Consider the following 25,176-nt stretch of genomic DNA (forward strand, 5'->3'; position numbering starts at 1 on the left):
AAAGGCAGCGGCGGGGATCGCTCCCCGCCGCCCCGGTTTGACGAATGGGGCAGATCAGGTGCCGCCGCCCAGGTCGTGGACGTAGATCGCCAGTGACTTGATGGTCACCGGATCGAGCTTGCCACCCCAGGTCGGCATGACGCCACGGTGAGCATGGGTGATGGTGTAGATCACCGACTCCTCGTCGCCGCCATAGAGCCAGATCTTGTCGGTCAGGTTCGGCGCGCCCAGTTCGTGGCTACCCTTGGCGTCCTCGCCATGGCAGCTCGTGCAGTTCTCGGCGAAGATCTGCTTGCCGGCGTCGACGTCGGCACCCCGAACCGAGTTGCCCGACAGCGACAGCACGTAGCCGGCCACATTGCGGACCTGCTTGGCGTCGAGCAGGCCGTCGGCGCCGAAGCGCGGCATGTCGTTCATCCGCGTGTCCGGGCTGGTCGAGCGCACGCCGACCGTGATGGTGTGCTCGATGTCTTCAAGCGTGCCGCCCCACAGCCAATCGTCGTCCTGCAGGTTGGGATATCCCTTGGAACCCGTCGCACCCGAGCCGTGGCAGGGAGCGCAGTTGTCGCCGAAGGCGGCGCGCCCCTGAGCCATGGCGAACTCCAGCATCTTGGGATCGTTCTTGATCTCCTCGAGACTGGCGTTGGCGAGGTTCTGGCCCACCTCGTTGCGCTCGACACGGCCCGCCTCGGTCTCGGCGAGCGCCGAAGCGCGTTGCGAGTGGCCGAGCAGACCCTTGGTGTAGGTCGAGACGAGCGGCACCGCGGGGTAGACGAAGACGTAGCCGATCGAGAAGACGATACAGGCGTAGAACACCCAGAGCCACCAGCGCGGCAGCGGGTTGTTCAGTTCCTTGATACCGTCCCACTCGTGGCCGGTCGTCGACACGCCGGTGACCTTGTCGATTTCCTCATGAGCCATGGCTCAATCCTCCTCAAGCGGGATCTGCGCGGCTTGGTCGAACTTCGCCTTGTTCTTCGGCCAGAGCGCGTAGACGCAAATGGCGGAGAAGATCAGGAAGAAGTACAGAAGCCCGCTCTGTTGGGCGAAGGCGGCAACCTGTTCGTAGCTGAAGTCCATGGCTGTTCCTCAACGCAGGTTGGCTTTGTCGTCGTAGGTCGAGAAATCGACCAACGTGCCGAGCATCTGGAGATAGGCGATGAGCGCGTCCATCTCGGAGAGCTTGTTCGGGTTGCCGTCGAAGTCGCGCACCACCGTCTTGGGATAGCGGGCGACCAGACCTTCGATCGTGCCGTCCGGATTCACCTGGGCCTTGAGGTCGGCCACGGCGTTGGCGATGTCCTCGTCAGTGTAGGGCACGCCTTCGAGCCGCAGCGCCTTCATGTCCTCGGCGATGAGGTCACCCTTGAGCGGCGTCTCCTTCAGGAAGGGATAGGCCGGCATGACCGAAGCCGGCACCACCGAACGCGGATCGACGAGATGGGCGACGTGCCAGTCGTCGGAATACTTGCCGCCGACGCGAGCGAGATCGGGACCCGTCCGCTTCGATCCCCACTGGAAGGGATGGTCATACTGGCTTTCGGCCGCCAGCGAGAAATGGCCGTAGCGCTCGATCTCGTCGCGCATCGGGCGGATCATCTGGCTGTGGCAGAGATAGCAGCCCTCGCGCACGAAGATGTTGCGGCCGGCCAGTTCCAGTGGCGAGTAGGGACGCATCCCCGTCACCGTCTCGATCGTGCTCTTGAGGTAGAACAGCGGCACGATCTCGACCAGGCCGCCGATGGCGACCACGATCAGGATGCCGATCAGGAGAACGATGGAGTTCCGCTCGAACACCGCATGCTTTTGCATGAGACTCATCAGTCGTCTCCTTACTCGGCCGGAGCCAAGGCCACGTCAGCAGCCGGCTTTTCGGCCTCGCCGTGGCGAATGGTGAGATAGAGGTTGACCGCCATGATCACCGCGCCGGTCAGGAAGAGGATGCCGCCCAACGCACGGATGACGTAGTAGGGATGCATCGCCTCGACAGTTTCGACGAAGGAGTACTGCAGGAAGCCGAGCTCGGTGTAGGCGCGCCACATAAGACCCTGCATGATGCCCGACACCCACATGGAGGTGATGTAGAGCACGATGCCCAGCGTCGAGATCCAGAAGTGCCAGTCGACGAGCTTCAGCGAGTAGACGTCGCGTTTGCCCCAGATCCAGGGGACCATGCAGTAGAGGGCGCCGAAGGAAACGTAGCCCACCCATCCGAGCGCGCCGGAATGCACGTGACCGATGGTCCAGTCGGTATAGTGGCTGAGGGAGTTGACCGCCTTCACCGACATCAGCGGGCCTTCGAAGGTCGACATGCCGTAGAAGGCCACCGACACGACAAGGAGACGCAGCACCGGATCGGTCCGGAGCTTGTCCCAAGCGCCCGACAGCGTCATCAGGCCGTTGATCATGCCACCCCAGGACGGCATCCACAGCATGACCGAGAACACCATGCCGAGCGTCGAGGCCCATTCGGGCAGCGCGGTGTAGTGGAGGTGGTGCGGGCCGGCCCAGATGTAGAGGAAGATCAGCGCCCAGAAATGGATGATCGACAGCCGGTATGAGTAAACCGGCCGGTTGGCCCGCTTCGGCACGAAGTAGTACATGATGGCCAGGAAGCCGGCGGTCAGGAAGAAGCCCACCGCGTTGTGGCCGTACCACCACTGCACCATGGCGTCCTGCACGCCGGCCCAGACGACGTAGGACTTGGAACCGAAGAAGCTGACCGGCACCGCCGCGTTGTTGACGATATGCAACATGGCGATGGTGACGATGAAGGCCAGATAGAACCAGTTGGCCACATAGATATGTGGCTCCTTGCGCCGCCACAGCGTCGCCAGGAAGATCAGCAGGTAGGCGACCCAGACGATGGTCAGCCACAGATCGGCATACCACTCGGGTTCGGCGTATTCCTTGCCCTGCCCGACGCCGAGCAGGTAGCCCGTGCCGGCGAGGACGATGAACACGTTGTAGCCGAGGATGACGAACCACGGCGTGACGAGACCCGGCATGCGAGCCCGGCTGGTGCGCTGCACGACGTAGAAGGACGTCGCCAGAAGCACGTTGCCACCGAACGCGAAGATCACCGCCGACGTGTGGAGTGGGCGAAGGCGTCCGAAGGTGGTCCACGGAAGACCGAGGTTGAGGGCCGGATAGGCCAGCTCGAGAGCGATCCAGATACCGACGGAAAAGCCGGCGATGCCCCAGAACATGGCGGCAATCGAGGCGAACTTGACCGGACCGAGATTGTAGTTCGGCTTGCCGTTGATCTCGGCGGGCTCGACGCGCCCGTCGCGGTCGATGAACGACCGGACGATCAGGAAGACGCCTGCCGCCGACGCGATCGCGCCGATGGTGGCATGAAAGGCAAAGACCGGATCAACCGCCTTGCCGGCGGCCAGAACGCAGTAGAGAAAAAGAAGCCCCAGGAAAACCGAGTATGCAGTTTCCTCGAGCGACATCAGAGGTTTGGCCCTCAATGCCGTCATGTTCGTCGCCCCGTGTCTGTCGGAGATCGCCCGCCGTCGCCAACGAACGCCTCGCCTCGCCCGCTTGCCGACCCCATGGAGTCCCCCGCCCCGGACCTTCGCGTCCGAAGCACGGGAAACAACCTAGTGGGGTCTACGCATACCAACCTTGATAAAGGTCAAGGCCGATCCCGGAATGGAGGGGGTTTAGCGCAGTTCTAGACGTTTTGCCTATATCAAAATGGACTAATTATAATGAGCGTCACGGTTTGGATCGTCGCCGTTGCAAGCGAGACGGATCGAGAGGCAGATACCTGTCCGCCAAAATGGCCAGGACCGACTGATTCGGTCCAATGCCGCCGCGTTTGACGCCGGTCAATGTATTCACCGGCCAGCGGCGCCTAGGATTGCGCATGACACAACTGGACGAAGCCGTTTCCCTCGAGACCCTCATTCGCGCCACCGTGCCGCGCTACACCTCCTATCCGACGGCGCCGCACTTCTCGGCTGACGTCGGCGCGGACGCCTATGGCGGCTTTCTCGACGGGGCAGCGGCGGAGGACGGTCCCGTCTCGCTCTACGTCCACATCCCGTTCTGCAACTCCATCTGCCACTACTGCGGCTGCACCACCAAGGCGACGCGGCGTTATGCGCCGATCGAGGCTTATGTCGAGGTGCTCAGGTCGGAAATCGCCATGGTCGCGGCGCGGATCGGCCGGCGGACGGTGTCGCATATCCATTGGGGTGGCGGCACGCCCAACCTGCTCTCCGCCGAAGCCTTCGAGGCCATCGTGGGCGATTTCCATCGCTTCTTCGGCATCGGACCGGATACCGAGCACGCGATCGAGCTCGATCCGCGCCATCTGGGCAAGGAGCGGGCACGCCTGCTTCGAGCCATCGGCGTCAACCGCGCCAGTCTGGGCGTGCAGGACTTCGATCCGGCGGTCCAGGCGGCCATCGGGCGAATCCAGCCCGCCGAGACGGTGGCGGCGGCCGCTGAGCATCTGAGAGAGGCCGGCATCACCTCGCTGAGCTTCGACCTCATCTATGGACTGCCAGAGCAGACGGTTTCGTCCATCCGGCGCACGGTGGAGACGGCCATCGCGCTCGCACCCGATCGGATCTCCCTGTTCGGCTACGCCCACGTTCCCTGGTTCCGCGTCAACCAGAAGCTCATCGACACATCGAAGCTTCCAGGTAGCGAGCAACGCCTCGAACTCGAACGAACGGCCCATGGCTCCATCGGGGCGGCGGGCTACGTGCCGATCGGCATCGACCATTTCGCGCGGCCGGGCGATTCCATGGCCGAGGCCTTGTCGACGCGAACGCTGCGGCGCAATTTCCAGGGTTACACCACCGATCGCGCCGAAACGCTGATCGGCTTCGGCGCCTCGTCGATCGCCCGAACCTCCAGGGGATACGCGCAGAATGTCACCGACACCGGCAACTGGCGCGAGCGCATCGTCGACGGTCGTTTCGCAACCGAGCGGGGGCGGGAGTTGACGGCGGAGGATCGCCTCAGGGCCGATGTGATCGAGCAGCTTCTCTGCTTCTTCGACGTGGACCTGCCGGCCACCGCCGCTCGCCACGACGCCGAGGTCGGGTTGTTCTCGGCCGACCTAGAGAAGCTGGCGCCACTCGTCCGCGCCGGCTGGGTGGTCGCCGACGGCGGTCGGGTAGCCATCGTCCAGCACGGCGCCGAGCTGGCGCGCCTTGTCGCGTCCGCCTTCGACGCCTATCTCGGCACGGGCGGACGCCACTCGGTAGCGGTGTAGCCGGCGACGAAACTCAATGGATGCCGGTCATCTTGCAGACGCGGCAGACATCGACGAGGCGGATGCGGTCGTTGCGCTCGATGGCGATGAAGCCGCGCCGCTTGAGGTCGGACAGCACGCGACTCACCGTCTCGATGGTCAGGCCGAGGAAATCGGCGATCTCCTGCCGCGTCATCTTCAGCACCACGAGCTCGGTGTCGGCGCTGTGCCGCTCCGGTCCCGCACAGCCGACCACGCCGCGTCCAGGCACGAAACGCATCAGGAAACTGGCCACCCGCTCGGTAGCCGACTTGCGGCCGAGCAACACGGCGTGGCTGTGCAACGCTTCGATGCGCGTCAGCAGGCATCGATTGACATGGGCGAGCAACTCGACGGACTGGTCGATGTCGCGACGATCCAGCGTCCGCACCTCGGCGGAGGTCAGCGCCTCGGCGGTGCAATCGTAGAGACCGGTGAGCGAATGGCCGCAAAGGTCCCCCTCCCCGAGGATATCGACAACTTGGCGGCGGCCGTCGCCGAGCAGGCGATAGAGCATGATCTGGCCACTGACCACCTCGTAGAGATGGCTCGCCGCATCGTCCTCACGAAACAGCACGGAATGGGCGTCGTGGCGATCGAGCCGGGCCCGGGGCGAAGCGCGGTAATGCGTCCACGCACTGTCGTCGACCGGCGCACGAACCCTCGTGCCAGCGTAGCGGCTGCGGTGGCGTCCATCGTCGAAACCGCCGGCAACGAACCCTTCGGCGAATGACGTCTTTTTCTCTACGAACATCGATCCCTCCTCGATGACTTGCTCGATGACACGTGGTCGGCAGGCCACCGGAGGATCGATCCGGCCATCCGTCCATGGCCATCTCTTCTCCGTAGGCTCGACCGAAACCCGTCCGCTTCGGCCGCACCACTATCGATACTGACACAATATGGACATTCGCGCCCTGCGGTAATTCGTTTGGTTACTTAACCATCGCAAGAAGGGTTGCCGCACGCCACGGCAGTGGACACGGCAAAGCGGGGCGGAAACATGCGTTTCCACCCTCCCCTCAAGACAATCCCAGGGAAATGTCACCCCCGACAAAACGGGCGCGAACATGGACAATACCGCCGTGCGACGCCTTTCTCTCCCGAAAAGAAAGACAAAAAAACCCGGCGAACCGGGGCACCAGCGCACCGTTCCAAACGAAAGATCAGGCGGTGATCGCCTCCAGCCAGTCGGCCGCCGGCGGCTTGCGAAGAATCTTCACATCGGCCAAGCCTTCCGTCTCGCGGGCAATCGTCCGCGACGACTTGCCAGAAATGGCAATGACCTTGGGGGTGGCGCCGGCCTTTTCCAGATGGCGAACGAGTTCGCCGCCGCTCATGCCCGGCAGACCCAGGTCGACAATCATCGTATCCTCGGGCGCCAGTGAAGCGGAGTGGATGAATTCCTCGGCGGTGGCAAAAACACGCACCTGCAATCCCGCTCCGGAGAGCAGGGATTCCAGTGCGTCGGCGACCGAAGGGTCGTCCTCAACAATTATGTACATCGGCAACACTCTAAAACCGCGAGACGCAAACCAGTCGCAGGAAAAAGTAGTGTGCCTCGATCATCCGGCAATGTTTATCCGTGATCCCCCGTATGCGCAGTCAGCACGATACGCACGAGATCGGCCGCATTGCGCGCTCCGAGCTTTTCCATGATGCGCGCACGGTGCACTTCGATGGTGCGCGGGGAGATGCCCAAGCGACGACCGGCTTCCTTGTTGGAGGCGCCACCGGTGATTTCCTGAAGAACGTCGCGCTCGCGCGGCGTCAGGTGCTCGGCACCGGGGAAGCTGAGGCCAGGCGTGCCGCCGCTGGCATGACGGCCGTAGGAGGCAATCGCCTCGCGAACGCGCGTCACCACGGTGTCGGCATCGAACGGCTTCTCGATGAAGTCGGTGGCGCCGGCCTTGATGGCGCTCACCGCCATGGGAATGTCGCCCTGACCCGAAATGATGAACACCGGAGACGGGAAGGTGCCGACATCGATCGAACGGAGAATGTCGAGACCGGACTTGCCCGGCATGTGGACGTCGAGCAGCACGCAGGCCGGCTTGTCCGTCTTGAGGGCCGTCAGAAACTGGTCGCCGTCGGCGAACACCCTGACGCCATAACCTTCCATCTCGAAGATGACCGACAGCGCGTCACGCACCGATGCATCATCGTCGACAACGAAGATTTTTCCTTCTGTTTCAGCCATGTCACCCTTCCTCGATCTGAGGATCCCTGAAGACCGCCAGGGTCCCGCCCGGCTAGCCAAGTCCATGGATCGCGTCCGCTCCTCGCGCTTTGCGGCTTCCCGCCCGGGGGCGGTCTCCGCAAAGCTCGCGGCGGACTTTGTTGATTTACGTATTTATACGGCGAAACCTCCCGCCGCGCCAGTTGCCGCTCTTGTGGCGGCCGTATTGTTTTTGCCCTTCCCTCCGGCGCCAGCCGCGCCGCTCTTTACTCCCACGCGTCCTCTTCCGTCTCGTCCGACTGGTGCATCGGCAACATCAGGGTGAACGTTGCCCCCTGTCCGTTGCCGCCGGGGTCGGCCATCAGGTCTCCACCATGGTTCTGGGCGATCGCCCGGGAAATGGCGAGCCCCAACCCCATGCCGGTTTTCTTGGTCGTGCTGAACGTTCTGAACAGCGACTTGCCGACATCCTCGGAGAAACCGGGACCGCTGTCGGTCACCGAGACGAAGGCCGACCGATCGTCGGAGCCGATCGACACCTTCACCCAGCGCTCCTCGCTCTCCTTGGCCACCTCCAAGGCGTTGCGCAGGAGATTCAGAATGATCTGCTGGATCTGCGTCGCGTCGGCGTCCACCTGAATCGGGGTCATGCCGAAGACGCGGCGAATCGTAACGGTGGCGCCCTGCGCCACGAACTCGCTGAGGTCGAGCGCTTCGTTGACCACCTCGCGCAGGTCGATGGTTGCCCGCTCCGGATCGCGCTTTTCCACCATCTGACGCATGCGCTGGACGATGTGACTGGCCCGCTCGGCCTCGAGCACCGCCTTGTCGAGCACGTCGAGCATCTTGTCGCTCGGTGGCTTGGCGTCCGCGTGGCAGGACTTGACCTGACGAGCAACGGCCTGGAGGTAGAGCAGAAGCGCGGTGAGCGGCTGATTGAGTTCGTGCGCCATGGCGGCGCCCATCTCATCCATGGCGGAGAGGCGCGTCATGTGCACCACCTGCGCCTGGAGCTGCGACACGCGCTGTTCCACGGTCCGTCGGGGCCGCAAATCGCGCAACACACCGATATACTGCCGCCCATCCGCCGTCTTGGCTTCGCCGACAGAGAGTTCAAGCGGGAAGACCGTACCGTCACGGTGCATGCCGGACACTTCACGCCCGATGCCGATGATCCGTCTCTCGCCCGTGCGGTGATAATTGTTCATGAAGCGATCGTGGGAGGTCGAAAACTCCGGCGGCATGATCAGCGACACGTTCTGGCCAATCGCCTCCTGGGCGGTATAGCCGAACAGCCGTTCGCAGATCTTGTTGAAGACCAGCATGCGACCAGTCTCGTCGATGACGATGATGCCATCGGCGGCGGTGTCGAGAAGACTCTCGAAACGAGCTTCCGAAACCGCGGTCCTGCGGTCCTCGAGTTCTCCCATATCTGCCTCGCTCTCCCCTTCATCCAGACGGGGCCACAACCTTGCCCCGAAATCTGTCAAATCAGGAACAGCCCTTCAGTGCAAGTCCGGATGTAACATGCACGACTTCTACGGAAAAGGAACTGTTCCAGATCAAATTCAAACGCAAATGTCCGTAAAAAATCACTAAACGGCTGCTGCCACCTGTCGGCGCGTGGCGAGCCAGGCCGAAAGACGGCCGAGCGCGATGGTGATTTCCTGCGGGTCGCCTGCGAAACAAAGGCGCATGAATCGCTCGCCGCCACGGCCGAACGCGGTGCCCGGCGCGATTCCGACGCCCGCCTCACGCACCATGTCGAGGCAGAGCTGGCGCGTGTCGGGCTCGCCCTCCACGGAGAAGAACAGATAGAAGGCGCCGTCGGGCGGGGAGACGGTCACACCGCCGGCAGCGGCGAGCGCGGCGAGAACGGCCGCCCTGTTGTCGCGTGCGCGGGCCGCCTGAAAGGCCAGGAATTCCTCGCCATTGTCGAGCGCCTCGACGGCGGCTCGCTGCATGAAGACCGCCGTGCCCGAGCTCGTATACTGCACAAGATTCTGGACGGTGGCGTTGAGGGAGGCCGGCACTTCGATCCAGCCGATGCGCCAGCCGGTCATCGCCCAGTTCTTGGAGAAGGTGTTGACGAAGATAAGCCTATCCTCGGGTTCTGCCATCGTATGGAACGAAGGCGCCACGGCCGCGCCGTCGAGATAGCAGAAGCGGCCATAGACCTCGTCGGCGACGATCCAGAGTCCATGGCGGCGGGCGATGTCGAGAATGGAGGCCAGCCGGTCGCGGTTCGCGACCCAGCCGGTCGGATTGCCGGGCGAGTTGACGAAGATGGCCCGGGTACGCGCCGTGATCGCCGCCTCGAGATCGTCGGGGTCAAGATCCCAACCGGCCGAGCCGAAGCGCATCGGCACTTCACGCACCGCGGCACCGCAGAGCGCGGCGGCGGCCGGAGCGTTCGGCCAGGCCGGCGTCGGCACGATCACCTCGTCGCCGGCGCCGGCGACCAGCGTTGCCGCCATCTGGATGGCATGCATGCCGGACGCGGTGACGATGAAGCGGCTCACGTCGGCGGGGCGACCGCCGAACGGCCCGTAGATTCGGTCGTGATAACGACAAAGAGCCTCCCTCAACTCCGGCAATCCAGCCTGATGAGTGTAGAAGGTCTCTCCGGCCAACAGCGAACGAACCGCCGCGTCACGGATGTTGGAAGGCGTCGGCAGGCTGCCTTCGCCAACCCAGAGCTTGGCCGTCCCCGGCCGCTTCAGTCCTTCGAGATGGACTTCGACGATGCCGCTTGGCGGCGCATTTCGGGCCGCCGGTCGGATGGTATCGAGAAAGCGTGCAGCAACGTCGGGTGTCATGGGCATACCCTGCTCGGATGGTCGGCGAGAATCGCCGCCACTCGGGGGAATATCAGGGCCTCAAAAACGAATCAAAAGGCAAGACGAGGAAGAGGCGGCCACAGCCCCGGAGAGCATGACCGCTTTTCCCGTCAGCCCTTCTTGAGGAGGTCGCGAATCTCGGTGAGCAAGGCGACGTCGGCCGGAACTTCCGGCGGCGCTTCCACCGCCGGTTCGGAGGCCTTCTTCATGCGGTTCATCACCTTGACCACCAGGAACAGAACAAAGGCGATGATCAGGAAATTGATCACGAGGGTTACGAAGTTGCCGTAAGCGATCGTTGCCCCAGCCTTGCGGGCGGCTTCGAGATCGCTTGCCACCGGTGCGCCAGACAGCTGGACGTAGAGATTGGTGAAATCGATGCCGCCGGTGATGAGTCCGATGACTGGCATCAACAGGTCGGCGACGATCGAGTTGACGAGGCCGCCGAAGGCTCCGCCGATGATCACGCCGATGGCGAGGTCGACCATGTTGCCACGCAACGCGAATTCCTTGAATTCCTTCAGCATGTTTCCATCTCCCAGCGTTTATCAAAGGTAAACGCGATCATGCAGCAGCGTTCGCCGCGCTGCCATGCCCCCAAGCGCACTCGGCTCGCATTTCTACTGATAAACTTGTGGATTTCCGGTGCGAAACCCGGGAGCCGCTAGATTGGCGCCCTCTCCCGCTCGCGCAGCCGCTCGACCAGATCGAAGAAATGACGAAACATGCGGTCACCGAGGTCGAAGAATTCCTGCAAACGTCGTTCGTCGTCCCCGCCGAGCAGCGGCGCGGCGTGCTCCTCCGCCTTGAGGGCGGCAAGCTGCTTGGCGAGACGCTCGTTCTCGGCCTCCAGCTCGACAATGCGATCCTCATAGGCCCTGCGGTCGTCGGCGATCAGTTGGCAGGACCAGGCATCGCCACGCGGCGTGCAAAGGGAAACGTCGCCGGTCCGGCGGTCGATCTTGAGATAGTTGCCGGTGGCGGGCTGCAGGCTGTAGCCCTCGTCGGGCGTCGGACTCTGCGCCGAAGCGGGTGAAAGGACGAGGATGGTGCCGAACGCAAGAAGGGCGGCCAGGATCGCGCGCATCGTGGATCTCCCGGTTGGTCACTCGCCGACAGGATACCCCATCGTGTCCACGACGGCTCGTTCATATTTTCCGCCGCAAACTCAGGCCCGGCCTCTCGTCTCAGCCCTTACGCGTGCCGGCTTCCTTTTCCTCTTTTTCCTTCAAGAGGCCACTGACAACCGCCGTGGTCCGGCGCAGTTCCATCAGGGCCTGCTCGATTTCCTTTTTCTGCTTTTCAAGGATGGCGATCCGATCGTTGAACCGGTCGAGCGCAACCTTGAGCTGGGCCACCTGACCGTCACGCAGGTCATAGAGGTCGAGCATGCCCTTGATCTCGGTCAGCGAGAACCCGACGCGCTTTCCCATCAGCACCAGCTTGAGGCGGGCTCGATCGCGACGGGAGTAAAGCCTGTTGAGTCCCTCGCGGCGCGGACTGACGAGCCCCTTGTCCTCGTAGAAGCGCAGGGTGCGAAGGGTGACGTCGAACTCGCGGGCCAGATCGCCGATGGAAAACAACGATCCACGGGGATGCAGCCCATCGTCGTCCTCGAGCTTGTCGGCAATGACGGCCCCGATTTGAGCCTCGGCGGCCGGCTCGTCGCTTTCGGTCACCCCTGATCCCTCCATACCGAGCCGTGCCGGGACGGCTCCGCTACCCATCGGTCAAACTGCGCACAAGCTTCCCTTTACGTCAAGGTCGGGCAGAAATGACACTGATGGCGTCAGTTTTCGGAGCGGCACGGTAAGGTTCCGTTCAGAGCGCTTAAAAAGTGGCGAAGAAGGACTGCATAGTTAACCGGGTGTTTACCCTGTTTTTGCAAATTGCCCAATGAATGCATCCTGGCGGCGATCCGTCCCGGCGGCCCTTGCCGCGAGGACGGCGTTGCAAACGGGGAGAACAGTCATGGCGTCGCGGGCTACGTCTCGTTTGAGCGGCGGAATGGGCGGAGCGAGCCAGTACGATCGGGAGCCGACCGGCTACGGATCGGAAAGCGACCGGCAGGGCAGCGACCCCGTCGACCGCATCCTCACATCGCTCGATCGCCTCGGGGAGCGCATTCGCACGCTGTCCCCGGTCGAGGAGCGACGGGCGGCAAGGCCCGCGCCACGTACGCCGGAACCCGATGACCTTCAGCGGGCCATCGAGCAGATTTCGCGCAAGCGCGACTCTGTCGATCCCGGCCGGCTCGGCCGCCGCGACGGCGCCGATGTTGCCGAACTCGGCGCCCGCGTCCGTGCCCTCAGCCAGGAAATGAATGCCGACCGGCGGCGGACGTCCTCGCACGGCGACGGCCTGGCGATGGAAGTGGCCGACCTTCGAGCTCAGGTCGAACGACTGGTCGAAGCAAGTTCCGGGCGGTCCCTTGAGAGCGCCTTCGATACACTGGTGGCACGGCTCGACGACATCCACACCTCCGTCGACAACCCGCGCCTCGTGGACGACCTCGTGCAGCGTCTTGCCGAGATCCGCCGGCTGATCGCCACGCTGCCGTCGGGCGATCAGGTCGGGGTCATCACCGCCCGTCTCGACCGTCTTGCCGAACGACTCGATCAGGGGCTCGGTGACCAGCGCGTGCTCGGCGACTTCGGACGCAGCCTTTCGGATCTCGCCGCCGCCGTCGCCCAGCTCGACAAGCGCGAAGTGATCGCGGCCATCGAACGGCGCCTGGATGACGTCGCCGGCAGCATCCGCTCCATCGAGCGCGACGTCGGCGACTTTTCGCTTTGGAAGGATGGGCTCGATCGGCAGAACGCGACACTGTCGCAGGTCGCCCAGCGCTCCGAGCAGTTGCCGCGCTTTGCGCATGAACTGGAGCGGCAGTCGGCATCCATAGAGCGCATTGCCCGCTCGACCGAGGGGTTGCCGCGCCTTGCCGAGGAGATCGACGGCCTGCGCCTGTCTCTGGATCGTCCTGGCGTGGCGCTCGACGCCGCCGCCATCCGGGCGCTCGACGAGCGGTTCACCGAACTCGGCCGCTCGCTGGAAGCGCAGCTCCGTCCGGCGTCCAGCGGACTGCCGGACGACCTTGCCGCCGCCCTCTCCCGCATCGAATCCAAGCTCGCCGAGCCGGTGCCAACGGGTCGAATTTCGGAAATCGAAGACCGCATCGCCGTTCTGACGCGGTCGGTCGCCGACATCGACTTCGCCACCGGCAAGGATGTTTCCGCGCTCGAAAGAGCCGTCGAGAGCCTCAGGGAAGACGTGCTGACCGCAGCCGGCCGGCCCGACGCCGGCCTCGCGTCCGATGTGCGGACGCTGGTCGAACGTCTCGATCGGCTGGATGCTCCATCGATCGGCGCCGTCGCCTTCGAACGGCTGGAAAGCCGGATCGCCGATATTGCCAGCCGCCTCGAAACCCGACCGAACGAAATCGCCGCGCTGGCCGAAGCGCTCGAGCGGCTCGACGCCACCATGTCGAGTTCGCTGTCCGTGGAGGCCATTGCCGATCGCGTGGCGGCGGTGGCGGGGCGGAACGGAGACGACGCCCCAGCGCGTCTCGCCAGCGTCGAAGCCGGCATCACGCGCCTCGGCGAAGATCTGAGGGCTGGCGCCGAACGCGACCGCGGCTTGCTGCTGGCCATCGGTCAGACTGTGGAGCGCTTGGCGCTGCGCGAGGTTGGCGAGGACGGTCCCCGCCTCGACGCGGCCGAGCCGAAGCCGGTGCGTGCCAGGAAGGACAACTGGGAAGAGATCGAGCAGGCGCTCACCCGGCGGACGCCGCCGATCCCCGAAGCCGAGGAAAACGACGACCTGCCACGCATCTTCGGCCGCAAGCCGGCATCCGCGCCGCGCGTCGAGCCTCAGCTCGGCAAGCCGGAGCCTGCGGAGGCCAATGAGCCCCTGCTGCCGCCCGGCTTCGACGTCAACAAGCCGCTCGAGCCCGGCTCGGGCAAGCCGCGCCTGCCGAAATCGGCGCCGGTGGCCGAGAAGCCCGCCGCCGATGCGACGCGCACGCCAACCAAGGCGGACTTCATCGCCGCGGCCCGACGGGCTGCTCAGGCGGCCGGCACCGGCTCGCCCGACGAGGCGCGCAAGGAAGAGGCACCCGCACGCGGGAAGCCTCGCTTCGCCTTGCCAAAGATCGGATTCAACCTGCGCAAGATGGCCATGGCCGCCGCCGTGGTATTGATCGCGCTCGGCGTCGCCAAGATCGCCATCGACACGCTAAGTCGCGGCGCGACGCCCGACGAGGCGCCAGCGGCGACCCCCGCTTCGCAGGAGCCAACGGCGTCGACCGCGCCGGCTCCAGAGGCATCCCCCGTTGAAACGCCGGCTCCGATGGCGCCGATCGTTCAGACTCCCGAGACCCAGCCGGCCGGACCGACCTCCGAGATCGAAGGGGCGCCGACGGCGCCGACCAGTCTCGAAATTCCTCCCGCTCCGCAGGTCACGCCGCCGCCGGGCGGCTTCTCCCAGATCCCCTCGGCACTCCCGACCGATGGCTTCGTGCCGCCGGCCGCATCACCCGAAACTGCGGTGGAGGCATCGGCGGCTCCGATTGCCAAAGCCGCACCCACCCTGCCGGAAGCCGTGGGCTCCAAGGCCCTGCGCGACGCGGCAGCCGGCGGCGACCCGCTGGCCGCCTTCGAAGTCGCCTCCCGCTTTGCCGACGGGCGAGGCGTGCCGCAGGATCTCTCGGCCGCCATCGACTGGTACCGCCGTGCCGCCGAAGCGGGCCTTGCGCCGGCTCAGTATCGGCTTGGGAGCCTTTACGAGAAGGGCGTCGGTACGGCGCGCGACGCCAAGACGGCCACCGAATGGTACACCAAGGCCGCCGCTCTTGGTAACGCCAAGGCCATGCACAACCTCGCGGTGATCAACGCCGAAGGCAGCCTCGGTTCGCCCGACTATGCCATGGCCGCCAAGTGGTTCCAGGGCGCCGCAGAGCACGGCATTCGCGACAGCCAGTTCAACCTCGGCATCCTCTACGCTCGAGGCCTCGGTGTGCCGCGTGACCTCGCCACGTCCTACAAGTGGTTCGCGCTGGCCGCCACCGGCGGCGACGCCGACAGCGCCAAGAAGCGCGACGACATCGCCCAGGTGCTTTCCAAGGAAGACCTTGCCCGCGCCCGTCTCGCTGTCGAGACATGGGTGGCCAAGCCGCTTGATCCCAAGGCCGAGGATGTGCCTCCGGCCGATCCGGCCTGGGCCGTTCCTGCCGAACACACAGCGTCGGTCGACACCTCCCGGACGATCGCCCGAACCCAGGCCGTGCTCACGAGCCTCGGCTTCGACGCCGGCCAGCCCGACGGCAAGATGGGCCGCAAGACCCGTGACGCCATCGCCGCCTTCCAGACATCGAAGGGAATGCCGGCGACGGGCGAGATCGACAAGGCTTTGATCGAAGCGCTCGGCATGCCGACCATTTGATAACCGTTCCGCTTGATCTGGACTCATCCAGCTCAAGCGGGCCTTACCGGCCGGCGCCCAGGCAGGCGCTTCCGCGTCCTTCAGGTTCCGCCCCGAGGATCAAAACCCGGCGGAAGCGGTCCGACGGAAGCGGTATGAGTTGCCGCAGACTGCTATCCCCGAAGCTTCGGCTCCGGGGGTTTCTTTTTGCCACATCAATGCGCTTTTTCGCCGGAAAGGCGTGGCACAAGCTGTTCCGTTGCACTTTTGCAAGGGGTTAGGAGCTAATACTGGCCGCCAACCGCCTTTGAACGGATGACGGGTCGTGGATCTTTACTTGCCGATCGCCGAAATGCCGATGAATCTCTTCCTGTTGCTGGGGATGGGCGCGGCGGTCGGCTTCCTGTCCGGCATGTTCGGCGTGGGCGGCGGCTTCTTGCTGACACCGCTCCTCATCTTCTCCGGCATATCGCCGGCCGTTGCCGTCGCATCGGTCTCATCGCAGATCGTCGCCAACTCGGCCTCGGGGGTCCTCGCCTATCTGCGCAAGAAGACGGTCGACCTGAAGCTCGGCCTCTACCTCACGCTGTCCGGCATCATCGGTTCGGCGATCGGCGTCTTGGTCTACGGGGCCTTGCGCGGCATCGGCCAGCTCGATGTGGTCATCGCCCTTTGCTATGTCGCCTTTCTCGGCACCATCGGCATGCTGATGGCCGTCGAGGCCATCAGGGCAATCCTTGCCAAGCGACGCGGCACGCCCCTGCCCATCCGCCGTCCGGGCCAGCACAGCTGGATCGCCGGCCTGCCGCTCCGGGTGCGCTTCCATCGGTCGCGCCTCTATATCTCGGCCCTGCCGGTCATCGCGCTCGGCGCGTCCATCGGTTTTCTGGGCGCGCTGCTCGGCATCGGCGGCGGCTTCATCATGGTACCGGCGCTGATCTACCTGCTGAGGGTACCGACCACCATCGTCATCGGCACGACGCTCTTGCAGACGCTCGGGACCATGGCCTTCACCACCTTCATGCAATCGGCCACGAACCAGACAGTGGACGTCATCCTCGGTCTGGCCCTGATGGTCGGCGGCGTTGTCGGGGCGCAGTTCGGAGCCCGCGTCGGCCAGTCGCTGCGCGGCGAGACCTTGCGTCTGCTGCTCGGCCTTCTCGTGCTGTCGGTGGGCCTCAGGTTTGCCGTCGATCTGGTGGCGAGACCGGACGAGCTCTACTCGATCAGTCGGATGGGAGGAGGATGACATGATCGTCCGCGCCCTTCTCGCCGCCGCGACGCTCGCTTTCGCCTCATCGCACCTGCACGCCGAAACCCTGGTGACGGCGCTCTCCACCGAACGCGTGTCCATCGAATCCAACTTCACGGGTTCGGGTGTCGTCATCTTCGGCACCGTGGAGCGCGACCGACAGACGGTGGCCCGTGCCGATCCCTATGAGATCGTCGTGACGCTGACCGGTCCGTTGCGTTCCATGGTGGCCCGCCGCAAGGAACGGGTGGCCGGCATCTGGATCAATCGGGCGTCGAGCGAGCTGCCGCGCGTTCCATCCTTCCTGGCCATCGCCACCACGGCGCCGATGGCCGATGTGGCCGGCAACCGCGTAAGAGCCGGCCAGGGCCTCGGCTTCGACATGTTGCCGACGCGCGGCCTGCCGGATGCCTTGCCGCCGGTCAGAACCGAGTTCGACGCCGCCTTCCTGCGGCTGATGCAGAAGGAAGGCCTGTTCACCCTTAACGAAGGGCGAGTCGAGTTCCTGTCGCCTCAGTTGTTCCGGGCGCCGATCGACCTGCCGGCCAACGTGCCGATCGGCTGGTACACGGCCACCGTCTACCTGTTCTCCGGAGGCGTGCTCCTCGCCAAGACGACGCAGGATTTCTCGATCCTGAAGGGGGGCTTCGAGCAGACGATCACCGACCTCGCCCATCGCCAGCCGGCCGTCTACGGCCTTGCGACCGTGATTGTAGCCTGCTTCACCGGATGGCTGGCAGGCGTGGCGTTCCGCAGGGACTGAGTTCGCCTTCCTTGCCGCCCGATGGCTAGTCGGGAAGGAACTCAGACGAACGCACCGGATAGACGCGCCCGTCCGACAACATCCAGGCGATGAGGCGGGACCGCTCGAACAGCCCCTTGAAAGCCGCATCCATGACATTGAGTCCGCCGGTGTAGGCACCGAAGGCGGGCAGCAGACAGCGGCTGCCATCGCACACGAAGGCGCGACGACGGACCGAGCGGGTTCGCCCGACCTTGGCCGCCGGATGAAGGTGACCGGCCACCTCGCCGACCGAACGGCCGACGCGCGGTTCGTGCCGGAAGACGAGAGGACCGACGACGATCTCGGCGACCGGCCTGCCGCCCAGGCCGGCCGGCGGCGACGGATCGTGGTTGCCCGCCACCCACGTCCAGTCGACGGATCCAACCAGCGCCGAGAGGTTTTCAAGATCGACGGGAGCCAGGCGCCCCTCGGCCTCAGTGTCGTGGAAACTGTCGCCAAGCGCGATCACGCGCTCCGGCCGAAGACGGCCGATGGCCTCCGCCAGGGCTCGGAGCGTCGCTCGGGTGTCGTAGGGAGGCACAAAACGGCCGCGCGAGCCGTGAGAGGACCCCTTTTCGAGGTGCAGATCGGCAACGACCAGCAGTCGTTCCTCGGGCCAGTGGAGCACACCGGACGCATCGAAACGCACGGCGGCGCCGTTGAGGTTAACAAGGCCGCCCGCTGTCAGCACGTCGTCGTCTCCCTGTCTCTTGCTCAGCGCCGTCAAGCCATGGCCTCCCGGATGATCTCGTCGGCCGCCTCACGCAGGACGTCCTCGTCGGCCTCGCCGGCAACGCGCTCGCCGCCGATCTCAAGCATGATCGGCACGGCGAGGGGCGAAATGCGGTCGAGCCGCTTATGAACGATGCGGCCGCCGATTCGCGACAGCATATCCGAGAGACGGCCGAGGTCCAGAAGCCCCGTCGAGGCATCGGCCCAGGCCGCTTCGAGCAGGATGTGGTCCGGTTGATGCTCGCGCAGCACGTCGTAGATGAGGTCGGTGGAAACCGTCACCTGCCGTCCCGTCTTCTGCGCGCCGATGGCATTCTTCTCGACGAGGCCGGCGATCGTGGCGCAGGACTTGAACATGCGCTTCAGGAGATAGCTCTCGGCCATCCAGGCTTCGAGATCGTCTCCCAGCATGTCCGGCTCCAGGAGGCGCGACAGCGTCGGCTGCCCCTGGGCGAAGGCGCTTCCAACGTCGGTCGCGCACCAGACGCCGATCACGTAGTCCGTGGCGATGAAGCCGAGCGGCTTGAGGCCGAAGCGTTCGAGCCGGCGCGTCAACAGCATGCCGAGGGTCTGGTGGGCGAGCCTTCCCTCGAACGGATAGAGCGCCAGGAAGTGGCGACCCCGGTGGGGAAAGGTCTCGACCAGGAGTTCGTCGGGCTGGGGAAGCAGGGAATGGTCCCGCTGCAGCTCGAGCCAGTCGCGCACCGGCGCCGGCAGCCTGCCCCATGACGAGGGATCTGAGAGCATCTTGCGGACGCTGGCCGCTAGGAAGGTGGAGAGCGGGAACTTTCCACCGGCGTAAACCGGAATGCGGGGGTCGCTCGACCGCGCGCGGGAGACGATCACCTCCGTCTCGCGCATACCCTCGAAACGCAAAACTTCGCCGGCAAACAAAAAGGTGTCGCCCACCTTCATCTGCTCGCAGAAATACTCCTCCACCTCGCCGAGCAGGCGGCCGCCCATCACCGGACCGCGGCCGCGCGCCTTGCCGCCGAGCCGGACCTTCAGCATCGGGCTTTCGATGATGGTGCCGACATTGAGCCGATAGGCCTGCGCGAAGCGCGGATGAGTCAGGCGCCATGTGCCGTCGGCGGTCAGCTTGATCTTGGCGTAGCGCTCGTAGGCGCGCAGCGCGTAGCCGCCGGTGGCGACGAGATCGACCACCCGATCGAACCGTTCGCGGTCGAGATGGCGATAGGCATAGGCGGAGACGACCTCGGCATGGAAATCGTCGGCGCGAAACGGACCGGCCACGGCCCGGCCGAGCACGTGCTGGGCCAGCACGTCGAGCGCGCCGTCGCGGATCGGCGGCGTGTCCTGGGCACCGACATAGTTGGCATCGAGCGCCGCCTGGCATTCCAGCACCTCGAAGCGGTTGGCCGGCACCAGAAGCGCCGTCGACGGCTCGTCCATGCGATGGTTGGCGCGACCGACCCGCTGGGCGAGCCGGCTGGCGCCCTTCGGAGCACCGACGTGGATGACGAGATCGATATCGCCCCAGTCGATGCCGAGATCGAGGGTCGAGGTGGCGACCACAGCTCTCAGACGACCATCGGCCATCGCCGCTTCCACCTTGCGCCGCTGGCCGACGTCGAGCGAACCGTGATGAAGGGCGATGGGCAGGTTGGCGTCGTTGAGGCGCCAGAGCTCGGAAAACACCATTTCCGCCTGGCTGCGCGTGTTGACGAAGATGAGGGTCATGCGGCGGCGATCGATTTCCGCCAGCAACCCTTCATAGGCATAGCGGGCGGAATGCCCAGCCCAGGGGATGGTCTCGTCGGCCTCGAAAATGCGGATGTCGGGCCGGGCGCCGCCCGCGACGGTGACGATCTCGGAGAGAGCGAGCGGCATGCCCGGGGCCTGCGGCACCAGCCAGGCCCGCAGTTCGTCGGGATCGGCAACGGTGGCCGACAGGCCGACGGTGCGGATGGCCGGCGCGATGGCACGCAGCCGGGACAGACCGAGCGCCAGCAGGTCGCCGCGCTTGCTCGTGACCAGCGCATGCAGTTCGTCGAGAATGACCGTCTTGAGGTCTTCGAAGAAGGTTTCAGCGTCACGACCGGCGAGCAGCAGCGCCAACTGTTCCGGCGTTGTGAGCAAAATGTCGGGCGGAATCAGCTTCTGCCGCTGGCGGCGGGACGCGGACGTGTCGCCGGTGCGCGTCTCGATGGCAACGTCGAGGCCGATTCCGGCGACAGGGGTCTCAAGGTTGCGCTCGATATCGACGGCAAGCGCCTTGAGGGGCGAGATGTAAAGCGTATGAATGCCGCGCCGTCGCGTCCCCGGCCGCCACTTTGGCCGGGATGCGAGATCGACAAGCGACGGCAAGAAGCCCGCCAGCGTCTTGCCGGCGCCGGTCGGGGCGATCAGCAGCACCGAACGGCCGGCAAGGCCGTGTTCGAGCAGCGCGAGCTGGTGAGCACGCGGGCTCCAGCCGCGCGACGCGAACCAGGCTTCGAACTTGGGGGGCAGAAGATTCGTCTCGGTCACGGCGGGAGTAAGCCCGATTTCCGCGAACAAGTGAAGAACATTTGCTCGGCAGCCGCTATCGCGCGAGCCGAGCCACCACGATCAGCCCCCGGATCGGCGCGCCACGGTCGAACCGCAGCGTGCCGCGCGTGAGCTCCACGACCTCAAGGTCCGCCTCGGCAATGGTCCGGCGGATGTAGGATTCACCGTGGGCGTAGCGCAAGCTGTCGCGAAGCACGAGATCGCCGTCGAAGGATTCCTCGACACTGAATGCAAAAAGGCCGTCCGGTGCGAGACGGACGGCCACATGCCGAAACAGACTGTCAAGCGCGCCGACGTAGACGAGGACGTCCGCGGCGGTGACGAGATCCAGGGTTTGAGTGCGCTCCGACAGGAAGGTCGCAGCCTCGGCGACGACGACCGACTGATAGCGCTCGCCGGCCTCGGCACGGGCGATCATCTCCGGCGACAGGTCGCAGCCCGTGAAGTGATCGACACGCCCCGCCAGCGCCTCGGCCATCAGCCCCGTGCCGCAGCCGAGGTCCAGCCCTCGCGAAAAACGCCCGCCGGGCCGGACTGTTTCGATGAGATCGGCGATGAGCCAGGGCGCCCGATAGCCGAGGTCCTCCACCAGCGCCGTCTCGAAGCGGTCGGCATAATCGTCGAAGAGACCACGAACATAGGCGGCGGGCGGAGCGTCGGGAACCTCGGCAAAGCCCAAGGCGGCGAGCCTCAGCGATGCGCCGAACAGCCCGTCGTGGTCGCGCTTCGCCGCTTCGCGCAGCAGCGGCTCGGCTTCCGCCGGGCGGCCGTCGGCGGCCAAGGCATCGGCGGCGCCGACAAGGGCCGGCAGCCAGCCCGGAGCGCGTTCGAGGGTCTGCAGAAAGAGATCGGCTGCCGCTGCGGCATCCTCGGCCTCAAGATAGGCGCGGGCATACTCGTAGCGGCGGTCGGCGAGAAGGTCCCCGGAAGAGGAAACATGCAAGATGGCGGCACTCGGCGGAAAGGGCGCCGGGTCATCTCGCTAAAGCGGGCCGCCGTCAAGATGGATTCCAACGAGAGGCGTCAACCTTACCCCAACTTGCGATAGCGAACGCGGGCCGAGTGCTCGATGGCGGCGACGGCCAGCTTGTCGAGCGCGAAACGGTCCTCCAGCATCTGCAGGAACACCAATTCCTCCTGCTTGACGTCGACATCGGAGGCGGCAACCTCGACGGCGAGCGCGTAGGCCGTCTCATAGAGACGCTCCGGCAGGGACATCGCCACCCGATCGAGGATGTGATCGATGCCGTTCACCGACTTCAGGTTGGCAGAGCAGGCATCGGCGATTTCGCCGACCGAGCCCTCGAACCCCTGGAACACCGGCAGGAAGCCGATCAGCCGCTCGAACTGGTTGAGTTCGCGCTCGGTCATGTTGCGGTCGGCGATGGCGGTGGTGACCATCACCCAGATCAGCGATTCCTGGGCGGACAACGGCTTGTGCATGGATTCCTCGGCCAAAGGTCAAACGGGACCCTATTTGGGACGCCACCTCAAAAAGCGCAAGCATCCTCTCGGCGGAATCGACGCAAAGCACCCCCATGTCCTTGACCTTTCGGGGCCTCGTCCCTACTGTCCCGCGCGCCCCGGAAACTCCGGGTTTTCTCGAATAGAGGCAACCGATGGCAACCGTTTTTTCCGCCCTGCTCTCCGATCCCGCGCTTCTCGCCGCGGCCGGCCGCTCCAAGGCCTGGCCCTTCGAGGAAGCCAAGAAGATCGTGGCGCGGATCGAGAAACGGAAAGATGCATCGAAGCCGGTGATCTTCGAGACCGGCTACGGCCCGTCCGGTCTGCCGCATATCGGCACCTTCGGCGAAGTGGCGCGCACCACCATGGTGCGCCACGCCTTTCGCGTGCTGACCGGCGACAGCGTGCCGACGCGCCTTCTCTGCTTCTCGGACGACATGGACGGCATGCGCAAGGTGCCGGACAACGTGCCGAATCCCGAGCTGCTCAGGGCCAATCTCGGCAAGGCGCTGACCAACGTGCCGAACCCGTTCGACAACGGCTATCCGAGCTTCGGCCACAACAACAATGCCAAGCTCCGGCAGTTTCTCGACGCCTTCGGCTTCGACTACGAGTTCATGTCGGCCACGGAGGAGTACAAGAAGGGCACTTTCGACGACATGCTGCTGCGCATGCTCGCCAAGTACGATGCGGTGATGGAGATCATGCTGCCCGTTCTCCGCGAGGAACGGCGCAAGACATACTCGCCCTTCCTGCCGGTGCATCCGAAGACGGAAGTCGTCATGCAAGTGCCGGTCGAGGAGCGCAACGTCGAGAAGGGCACCATCGTCTGGACCGACCCGGCGACCGGCGAGCGCTTCGAGACCCTGGTGACCGGCGGCCACGCCAAGTGCCAGTGGAAGCCGGACTGGGCGCTTCGCTGGGCAGCGCTCGGCGTCGACTACGAAATGAGCGGCAAGGACCACATCGACAACGTCAAGACCTCGTCGCGGATCTGCAAGGTGCTGGGCGGCAACCCGCCGGACGGCTTCAATTTCGAGCTGTTCCTCGACGAGAACGGCGAGAAGATCTCCAAGTCGAAGGGCAACGGCCTGACCATCGACCAGTGGCTGACCTACGCCTCGCCGGACAGTCTCGCCCTTTACATGTTCCAGAAGCCGAAGACGGCCAAGCGACTGTTCTTCGACGTGATCCCGCGCGCCGTCGACGAATATTTCGCCTATCTCGAGAAATATCCGGCGATGGATGCCGACCAGCAGCTCACCAACCCGGTCTGGCATATCCACTCGGGCAACGTGCCGGTGACCCCGGTGCCGGTCAGCTTCTCGATGTTGCTGAATCTGGTGTCGGCCAGCCATGCCCACGACAAGGGCGCGCTCTGGGCCTATATCGGCCGGCATTCGCCGGGCGTGACGCCAGAGACGCATCCGAAGCTCGACGAACTCTGCGGCTATGCGCTGGCCTACTATCGGGACCGGGTGAAGCCCTTCGTCACCTTCCGCACGCCGGACGACGAGGAGCGGCAGGCGCTCGCCAAGCTGCGCGACGCGCTCGACGCACTGCCCGCCACCACCAGCGGCGAGGCCATCCAGGACACCGTGCTGGCGGTCGGCCGCTCGTTCCCGCGCTTCCAGGACCCGTCCAAGAAGAGCCCCGACGGTGGACCGGGCGTCAGCCTCGAATGGTTCGCGACGCTCTATCAGGTGCTGCTCGGCCAGGAGAAGGGGCCGCGCTTCGGTTCCTTCGTCGAGCTCTACGGCCTGAAGGAAACCGTGGCCATGATCGACGCGGCGCTTGCCGGCACGCTCGGCCAAGCCTGACGAACGAAACCAAAAGACGATCGGAGGCCGGCACTCGCGCCGGCCTTTGTCATTCGTCCGGCGGCTGCAGGCTGCCATCGCCGTAACGACCGAGCTTCTCCTCCTTCGCCTTGGCGGCGTAGGGAGCCAGCAGCGGATCGGCGGGGTCGACCGGTTCGGCCCATCCCCGGCTCACCATGAACAGCGACAGGTTGCGGCTGCCGACCCAGCAGTCGGAGGTGCTCTCGCCATCCTCTCCCTGCGCCACGATGCCGACGCAGCCCACCGAGCGCGGTCCGATCAGGCGAGCAAGATCGGCGCGGGCGCGGGCGCCGCAGTTCCAGCGGCCGGCGGTTCCATCGCAGGAATCGGAAAAGGCAAGCCCGGCGATGCCCTTCAGATGAAGGACCTGCGTCTCGCGGTCGCGGATGGCACGGAAGCGGGTGGCATCGAGCACGGTGACGCGCGAGAACAGCGCCTCGAAGCTGTCCGGAGGCGGCGGAGGCGACGGCATCTCCCGAGGACGCGTCTCTGACGCCGCCGAACCCAGGGCGACTTCCACCGGAGGAGGCTCCCGGGCGGCAAGCGGCTGCCTCAAGGCGGGGGGCGACGGCAAGCGACCGAAATCGATCATGGTGGGCCGAACCTTCGCCAGGTCCTCACGCTCGGCGTCTTGCGACAGCCAGAGCAGCGCCGCAGCGGTCAAGGCCGAGCCGGCTATCAGCGGCGCCATGCAACCCAAGAGAAAACCGTGCCGCTTCGTCTGCTTCGCCATCGTCTGAACGGCTTCCCCGCTTGATTGCATGCCATGGAAAATGCTGGATTCTCGCCATGGGGGCAAGCGGCCCGGCGATGGAACCAAACCGAGCGGGGAATTGAACCCGGCGGGGTGGTGTCGGGCGGCCGGATGCTCTAGAGCAGGGCCGCAGCCTTTCGGAGT

The 25,176-nt window shown here is 65.2% G+C and carries 22 protein-coding genes; 5 read left to right on the forward strand and 17 right to left on the reverse strand.

Features of this window, described 5'->3' with window-relative positions; genetic code table 11:
• Positions 1–54 precede the first annotated feature (54 nt).
• From ccoP to ccoN, 4 genes are read right to left on the reverse strand one after another with little or no spacing between them, the layout of a single operon-like run.
• Entirely contained in the window at positions 55–921 is an 867-nt protein-coding gene (ccoP, locus tag QQZ18_RS13950) for a cytochrome-c oxidase, cbb3-type subunit III (RefSeq protein WP_284541525.1), read from the reverse strand.
• Between the two features lie 3 nt (positions 922–924).
• The gene (locus tag QQZ18_RS13955; protein WP_284541526.1) at positions 925–1,080 is read right to left on the reverse strand and encodes a cbb3-type cytochrome oxidase subunit 3; all 156 of its coding nucleotides are present in this window, start codon (positions 1,078–1,080) and stop codon (positions 925–927) included.
• 9 nt (positions 1,081–1,089) lie between these two features.
• The gene (ccoO, locus tag QQZ18_RS13960; protein ID WP_284541527.1) at positions 1,090–1,821 is read right to left on the reverse strand and encodes a cytochrome-c oxidase, cbb3-type subunit II; all 732 of its coding nucleotides are present in this window, start codon (positions 1,819–1,821) and stop codon (positions 1,090–1,092) included.
• Between the two features lie 11 nt (positions 1,822–1,832).
• A complete protein-coding gene (ccoN, locus tag QQZ18_RS13965) occupies positions 1,833–3,458 on the reverse strand; it encodes a cytochrome-c oxidase, cbb3-type subunit I (protein WP_284541882.1) in 1,626 nt (541 codons plus the stop codon).
• A gap of 419 nt (positions 3,459–3,877) precedes the next feature.
• Between ccoN and hemN the strand changes: the two genes are divergently transcribed.
• Entirely contained in the window at positions 3,878–5,239 is a 1,362-nt protein-coding gene (hemN, locus tag QQZ18_RS13970) for an oxygen-independent coproporphyrinogen III oxidase (protein ID WP_284541528.1), read from the forward strand.
• A 13-nt stretch (positions 5,240–5,252) separates the two neighbouring features.
• On the opposite strand, the gene QQZ18_RS13975 is transcribed toward hemN, so the two are convergent.
• From QQZ18_RS13975 to QQZ18_RS14010, 8 genes are all read right to left on the reverse strand, one after another.
• A complete protein-coding gene (locus QQZ18_RS13975) occupies positions 5,253–6,011 on the reverse strand; it encodes a Crp/Fnr family transcriptional regulator (RefSeq protein ID WP_284541529.1) in 759 nt (252 codons plus the stop codon).
• Between the two features lie 412 nt (positions 6,012–6,423).
• Positions 6,424–6,762 carry a response regulator gene (locus QQZ18_RS13980; RefSeq protein ID WP_284541530.1) on the reverse strand — a complete coding sequence of 113 codons (339 nt, stop codon included), beginning with the start codon at positions 6,760–6,762 and terminating at the stop codon, positions 6,424–6,426.
• Between the two features lie 74 nt (positions 6,763–6,836).
• The gene (locus QQZ18_RS13985; protein WP_284541531.1) at positions 6,837–7,457 is read right to left on the reverse strand and encodes a response regulator transcription factor; all 621 of its coding nucleotides are present in this window, start codon (positions 7,455–7,457) and stop codon (positions 6,837–6,839) included.
• 245 nt (positions 7,458–7,702) lie between these two features.
• Positions 7,703–8,866 carry a two-component system sensor histidine kinase NtrB gene (locus tag QQZ18_RS13990; RefSeq protein WP_284541532.1) on the reverse strand — a complete coding sequence of 388 codons (1,164 nt, stop codon included), beginning with the start codon at positions 8,864–8,866 and terminating at the stop codon, positions 7,703–7,705.
• Positions 8,867–9,031: 165 nt separating this feature from the next.
• The gene (locus QQZ18_RS13995; protein ID WP_284541533.1) at positions 9,032–10,255 is read right to left on the reverse strand and encodes a pyridoxal phosphate-dependent aminotransferase; all 1,224 of its coding nucleotides are present in this window, start codon (positions 10,253–10,255) and stop codon (positions 9,032–9,034) included.
• Positions 10,256–10,386: 131 nt separating this feature from the next.
• The gene (gene mscL, locus QQZ18_RS14000) at positions 10,387–10,803 is read right to left on the reverse strand and encodes a large conductance mechanosensitive channel protein MscL (RefSeq protein ID WP_284541534.1); all 417 of its coding nucleotides are present in this window, start codon (positions 10,801–10,803) and stop codon (positions 10,387–10,389) included.
• 137 nt (positions 10,804–10,940) lie between these two features.
• A complete protein-coding gene (locus QQZ18_RS14005) occupies positions 10,941–11,363 on the reverse strand; it encodes a hypothetical protein (RefSeq protein WP_284541535.1) in 423 nt (140 codons plus the stop codon).
• A 100-nt stretch (positions 11,364–11,463) separates the two neighbouring features.
• Positions 11,464–11,907, reverse strand: coding sequence for a MerR family transcriptional regulator (locus tag QQZ18_RS14010; RefSeq protein WP_284541883.1), 444 nt, complete (start codon positions 11,905–11,907; stop codon positions 11,464–11,466).
• Between the two features lie 340 nt (positions 11,908–12,247).
• Between QQZ18_RS14010 and QQZ18_RS14015 the strand changes: the two genes are divergently transcribed.
• From QQZ18_RS14015 to QQZ18_RS14025, 3 genes are all read left to right on the forward strand, one after another.
• Positions 12,248–15,715 carry a peptidoglycan-binding protein gene (locus tag QQZ18_RS14015; protein WP_284541536.1) on the forward strand — a complete coding sequence of 1,156 codons (3,468 nt, stop codon included), beginning with the start codon at positions 12,248–12,250 and terminating at the stop codon, positions 15,713–15,715.
• Positions 15,716–16,019: 304 nt separating this feature from the next.
• Positions 16,020–16,943 carry a sulfite exporter TauE/SafE family protein gene (locus tag QQZ18_RS14020; protein WP_284541537.1) on the forward strand — a complete coding sequence of 308 codons (924 nt, stop codon included), beginning with the start codon at positions 16,020–16,022 and terminating at the stop codon, positions 16,941–16,943.
• Position 16,944: 1 nt separating this feature from the next.
• On the forward strand, positions 16,945–17,709 hold the full coding sequence (locus QQZ18_RS14025; protein WP_284541538.1) for a TIGR02186 family protein: 765 nt from the start codon (positions 16,945–16,947) through the stop codon (positions 17,707–17,709).
• A 25-nt stretch (positions 17,710–17,734) separates the two neighbouring features.
• Here the strand turns inward: QQZ18_RS14025 and pdeM are convergent, their stop codons facing one another.
• The 4 genes from pdeM to QQZ18_RS14045 form a co-directional block, all read right to left on the reverse strand.
• The gene (gene pdeM / locus QQZ18_RS14030; protein WP_284541539.1) at positions 17,735–18,457 is read right to left on the reverse strand and encodes a ligase-associated DNA damage response endonuclease PdeM; all 723 of its coding nucleotides are present in this window, start codon (positions 18,455–18,457) and stop codon (positions 17,735–17,737) included.
• Complete coding sequence (locus tag QQZ18_RS14035) at positions 18,454–20,952, reverse strand: ligase-associated DNA damage response DEXH box helicase (RefSeq protein WP_284541540.1); 2,499 nt, start codon at positions 20,950–20,952, stop codon at positions 18,454–18,456. The genes pdeM and QQZ18_RS14035 overlap by 4 nt, the downstream gene beginning before the upstream one ends.
• Positions 20,953–21,007: 55 nt before the next feature.
• Positions 21,008–21,916: a class I SAM-dependent DNA methyltransferase gene (locus QQZ18_RS14040; protein WP_284541541.1), complete on the reverse strand. Its 909-nt coding sequence runs from the start codon at positions 21,914–21,916 to the stop codon at positions 21,008–21,010.
• A gap of 86 nt (positions 21,917–22,002) precedes the next feature.
• Positions 22,003–22,416, reverse strand: a complete 414-nt coding sequence (locus tag QQZ18_RS14045) for a tellurite resistance TerB family protein (RefSeq protein WP_284541542.1) — start codon at positions 22,414–22,416, stop codon at positions 22,003–22,005.
• A gap of 176 nt (positions 22,417–22,592) precedes the next feature.
• Here QQZ18_RS14045 and QQZ18_RS14050 point away from each other — a divergent pair, with 176 nt between their 5' ends.
• Positions 22,593–24,257, forward strand: a complete 1,665-nt coding sequence (locus QQZ18_RS14050; protein WP_284541543.1) for a lysine--tRNA ligase — start codon at positions 22,593–22,595, stop codon at positions 24,255–24,257.
• Between the two features lie 49 nt (positions 24,258–24,306).
• On the opposite strand, the gene QQZ18_RS14055 is transcribed toward QQZ18_RS14050, so the two are convergent.
• On the reverse strand, positions 24,307–25,011 hold the full coding sequence (locus tag QQZ18_RS14055; protein ID WP_284541544.1) for a thermonuclease family protein: 705 nt from the start codon (positions 25,009–25,011) through the stop codon (positions 24,307–24,309).
• Positions 25,012–25,176: the final 165 nt, after the last annotated feature.

Source organism: Pleomorphomonas sp. T1.2MG-36 (assembly GCF_950100655.1).
Taxonomy (GTDB): Bacteria; Pseudomonadota; Alphaproteobacteria; order Rhizobiales; family Pleomorphomonadaceae; genus Pleomorphomonas.

Bases quoted from the DNA above. Each gene is read 5' to 3' on its own strand.
- QQZ18_RS13975 (WP_284541529.1), bottom strand. From the start codon at position 6,011: ATGTTCGTAGAGAAAAAGACGTCATTCGCCGAAGGGTTCGTTGCCGGC.
- QQZ18_RS13955 (WP_284541526.1), bottom strand. From the start codon at position 1,080: ATGGACTTCAGCTACGAACAGGTTGCCGCCTTCGCCCAACAGAGCGGG.
- QQZ18_RS14005 (WP_284541535.1), bottom strand. From the start codon at position 11,363: ATGCGCGCGATCCTGGCCGCCCTTCTTGCGTTCGGCACCATCCTCGTC.
- hemN (WP_284541528.1), top strand. From the start codon at position 3,878: ATGACACAACTGGACGAAGCCGTTTCCCTCGAGACCCTCATTCGCGCC.
- QQZ18_RS13990 (WP_284541532.1), bottom strand. From the start codon at position 8,866: ATGGGAGAACTCGAGGACCGCAGGACCGCGGTTTCGGAAGCTCGTTTC.
- QQZ18_RS14025 (WP_284541538.1), top strand. From the start codon at position 16,945: ATGATCGTCCGCGCCCTTCTCGCCGCCGCGACGCTCGCTTTCGCCTCA.
- QQZ18_RS13995 (WP_284541533.1), bottom strand. From the start codon at position 10,255: ATGACACCCGACGTTGCTGCACGCTTTCTCGATACCATCCGACCGGCG.
- QQZ18_RS13985 (WP_284541531.1), bottom strand. From the start codon at position 7,457: ATGGCTGAAACAGAAGGAAAAATCTTCGTTGTCGACGATGATGCATCG.
- mscL (WP_284541534.1), bottom strand. From the start codon at position 10,803: ATGCTGAAGGAATTCAAGGAATTCGCGTTGCGTGGCAACATGGTCGAC.
- QQZ18_RS13980 (WP_284541530.1), bottom strand. From the start codon at position 6,762: ATGTACATAATTGTTGAGGACGACCCTTCGGTCGCCGACGCACTGGAA.
- ccoN (WP_284541882.1), bottom strand. From the start codon at position 3,458: ATGTCGCTCGAGGAAACTGCATACTCGGTTTTCCTGGGGCTTCTTTTT.
- QQZ18_RS14050 (WP_284541543.1), top strand. From the start codon at position 22,593: ATGGCAACCGTTTTTTCCGCCCTGCTCTCCGATCCCGCGCTTCTCGCC.
- QQZ18_RS14055 (WP_284541544.1), bottom strand. From the start codon at position 25,011: ATGGCGAAGCAGACGAAGCGGCACGGTTTTCTCTTGGGTTGCATGGCG.
- QQZ18_RS14045 (WP_284541542.1), bottom strand. From the start codon at position 22,416: ATGCACAAGCCGTTGTCCGCCCAGGAATCGCTGATCTGGGTGATGGTC.
- ccoP (WP_284541525.1), bottom strand. From the start codon at position 921: ATGGCTCATGAGGAAATCGACAAGGTCACCGGCGTGTCGACGACCGGC.
- ccoO (WP_284541527.1), bottom strand. From the start codon at position 1,821: ATGAGTCTCATGCAAAAGCATGCGGTGTTCGAGCGGAACTCCATCGTT.
- QQZ18_RS14015 (WP_284541536.1), top strand. From the start codon at position 12,248: ATGGCGTCGCGGGCTACGTCTCGTTTGAGCGGCGGAATGGGCGGAGCG.